Genomic DNA, 3185 nt, shown 5'->3' with positions numbered 1-3185 from the left:
ACCACCGCCAACCACCGCCAACCACCGCCAACCACCGCCAACCACCGCCAACCACCGCCAACCACCGCCAACCACCGCCAACCACCGCCAACCACGCCAACCACGCCAACCACGCCAACCACCGCTTTCCCCCTGTCCTCCCATGCACCCCACACCACCCCGCCCCGCCACGCACCTTTGGATTCCCCTCACCCAGCTCGCCACCCTCACCCGGCGCACCCCGCAGACCCTGCGCCTGCACATCCGCCACGGGCACCTGCGGGCCGAAAAAATCCCCGGCACACGCGGCTGGCGCGTCAGCCATGCCGAGGCCTCCCGCTGGGCAGCCCAATACCACGGCATCCTCATCTTTCCCCCCACGCCCAGCACCGCCCCCGCCGCCGCCTTCACCACCAGCGCCCTGGCCCACGCATGAGACGCCTCCACTTCCACCTCATCCGTGCCGAAGAAGAACTGGCCGGCGCGCGCCAGTGCATCGTCTGCCTCGTCACCCTCACCGTCCTCAGCCTCATCGCCGCGCTCGGTTGCTGGGCCGGCATCATGACCTGGCCGCTGACACTCCTTTGGTTAGGCAGCAGCCTCCTCCTCACCCTCACCGCCCTCCTCTGCGCCCTCCGCCCCCACTGGCGCGACCAAGCCCGCCGCCGCCACAGACGGTGAGAGCGGTGCCGTGTTCAGCCTTCAGCACGCAGCGCACCGTACAGCATCCATCACTCACCGAGTGATGCCGTCCGCCCCAGCCAAGCCCCGTCCGCCATGGAGCGCACATGCGCCTGTCCCGCGCCTGCGGGATCTCGAGTGCTGAGTTCTGCGTCCTCGCGGAACTCCCATCTAGCCCCCCGTCCGCCATGGAGCGCACGCGTCTCGCGTGCCGAGTTCTGCGTCCTCGCGGAACTCCCATCTCACGCCCGCGTCCGCCCCCTCACCCCCACCCCACTGCGCATGGGGACCATGCGCCCTACCTTACCCTTGCACCCCCTCCCCCCCCGCCCCGGAGGGGCGAAAGAAAACTAGCCGGGGGTGAAGGTGCGCAGCACCGAAAACCCCCGGAACCCCGCCTAACCAAAAACACGTCCACCTCTGCCGCGCCCCAGAGGGGCGCGAGAACCCCCCGTCCGCCCCCCAGCCCCATCTCCAGGAGCCCCCCCCGCAACGCAACGCATGATCCCCATGCGCCCCACCATCCCGCCATCCCCCTTTCCACTTTCCCCCTCGCTGCCATGTCCCTCTACCTCCCCCTACCCTCCCCCCGCATCGGCCAGCGGCAGGCAGCAGAGCCCCGGCAGCCCCGCACCCAGCATCGGCAGGCCTGTTATGGCCCCCTCATCATCGAATACACCTGCACCGACACCCGCGCCGATGGCGAGACCGACCGCGAAGTCCGCCACATCTACCTCCACCCCACCACCCCCGCAGATCGCACCTCCCCCGAAGCCTGCCTCCACCACGCCCTCACCACCCTCATGACCGCCCACCACATCACCTACGACGAGCTCATCGAAAACGCCCCCCACCGGCATCAGCCGTGACCTCAGATCTAGGGGCAGTCTTCAGTGTTCAGTGTTCAGTTTTCCGATCATCGTCCCCGTCCGCCATGGAGCGCACGCGTCTCGCGTGCCGAGTTCTGCGTCCTCGCGGAACTCCCATCTCACGCCCGCGTCCGCCCCCTCACCCCCACCCCGCTTCGCCCGGGGCCCCTGCGCCCTACCTTACCCTTGCACCCGCTCCCCCCGCCCCGGAGGGGCGAAAGAAAACTAGCCGGGGGTGAAGGTGCGCAGCACCGAAAACCCCCGGAACCCCGCCTAACCAAAAACACGTCCACCTCCGCCGCGCCCTGGAAGGGCGCGAGAAACCTCCGTCCGCCCCCATCCACCACACCCCTCCGCTTTCCACTTTCCGCTTTCCTCATTTCCCAAATTTCCCCTCCCCACCCCCATGCACTACTACCCGCACCACATCGGTGATTACCGGCGCGACACCGCCCACCTCTCCATCCTCGAGCACGGCGCCTACCGCCTCCTGCTCGATGAATACTATGTCTCCGCCCGCCCCCTGCCCAGCGATCTCCCCACCCTCTGCCGCATCATCCGCGCCCTCAGTCGGGCCGAGCGCGACGCCGTCGCCCACATCCTCCGCACCTACTTCCAGCCCACCCCCGAAGGCTACCGCCACAAACGCGTCGAGGCCGAACTCACCGCCTATCAGGCCAAAGCGGACCAAACCGCCCAAGCAGGCCGCGCCAGCGGCATCGCCCGCCGCACTCGTCGGCCCAAATTCACGAACGACTCACCAACGAACGTTCCAACGGACACCTCAACGTTCGTTCGAACGAACGTTGCAACGGAAACCCCAACGATCGTTCGAACGAACCAAGAACCAGGAACCAACAACCAACTCAGCAGCCATCCAGGAGTGAACAGCCCCCGGCCCCGGCCCACCCTGGCGCAGGCCCGCAGCCAGGCCCCCAGCCTCGGCCTCACCCCCGACGAAGCCGAAACCTGGTGGAACGCCCGCGAAGCCAGCGGCTGGACCCGCAGCAGCAACGGCAGCACCACCCCCGTAGCCAACTGGCAGGCCGACCTCAAAACCTACACCCACAGCAGCCGCCAGCGCCAGGCCGACCGCCAGCAAGCCACCGCCACCGCCGCCGCATCCCGCACCCGTCACCGCCTTCCCCCCCACCCCCGCCACCCCGCCTACACCACCGCCGCCGCCACCACCGACCACACCCCCCAAGACATCGGCGAATTCTGCCCCGACCAGCGATGACCCCGCCCCCAGTCTTCAGTCTTCCGTCTTCCGTCTTCCGTGTTCCGTGTTCCGTGTTCAGTTTGCAGAAACCTCCCGTCCGCCCCCTTGCAGAACAGCATCCATCACTCTCCGAGTCATGCCGTCCGCCCCAGCCAAGCCCCGTCCGCCATGGAGCGCACGCATCCTGCGTGCTGAGTTCTGAGTCCTCGCGGAACTCCCATCTAGCACCCCGTCCGCCCCCTTGCATCCCCCCCCAAACCTGACGGCGAGACGCCGTCACACCTTGAACCCCTCGGCCTCCATCCGCCCCAACACAGCCCACGTCCGCTGTACAGTATCCATCACTCTCCGAGTGATGCCGTCCGCCCCAGCCAAGCCCCGTCCGCCATGGAGCGCACGCATCCTGCGTGCTGAGTTCTGCGTCCTCGCGGAAC

General features: G+C 68.1%; 3 protein-coding genes and 1 pseudogene. All 4 read left to right on the top strand.

The annotated features are described in order from the left end of the window. Positions 1-415 (top strand): annotated as a pseudogene (locus tag HNQ64_RS23755) (hypothetical protein); the annotation flags it as partial. After that, complete coding sequence (locus HNQ64_RS23750) at positions 412-660, top strand: hypothetical protein (protein ID WP_184213367.1); 249 nt, start codon at positions 412-414, stop codon at positions 658-660. The pseudogene HNQ64_RS23755 and the gene HNQ64_RS23750, both read left to right, overlap by 4 nt. Positions 661-1220: 560 nt before the next feature. After that, positions 1221-1529, top strand: coding sequence for a hypothetical protein (locus HNQ64_RS23745; RefSeq protein ID WP_184213365.1), 309 nt, complete (start codon positions 1221-1223; stop codon positions 1527-1529). Positions 1530-1935: 406 nt separating this feature from the next. After that, entirely contained in the window at positions 1936-2769 is an 834-nt protein-coding gene (locus tag HNQ64_RS23740) for a YdaU family protein (protein WP_184213363.1), read from the top strand. The last annotated feature ends 416 nt before the right edge of the window (positions 2770-3185 follow it).

This window comes from Prosthecobacter dejongeii (genome assembly GCF_014203045.1).
Taxonomy (GTDB): domain Bacteria; phylum Verrucomicrobiota; class Verrucomicrobiia; order Verrucomicrobiales; family Verrucomicrobiaceae; genus Prosthecobacter; species Prosthecobacter dejongeii.
This window is presented reverse-complemented; position numbering and strand designations above follow the sequence as displayed.

What these genes read in the sequence shown, in the direction of transcription:
- HNQ64_RS23750 (WP_184213367.1), top strand. Translation starts at nt 412, where the DNA reads ATGAGACGCCTCCACTTCCACCTCATCCGTGCCGAAGAAGAACTGGCC.
- HNQ64_RS23745 (WP_184213365.1), top strand. Translation starts at nt 1,221, where the DNA reads ATGTCCCTCTACCTCCCCCTACCCTCCCCCCGCATCGGCCAGCGGCAG.
- HNQ64_RS23740 (WP_184213363.1), top strand. Translation starts at nt 1,936, where the DNA reads ATGCACTACTACCCGCACCACATCGGTGATTACCGGCGCGACACCGCC.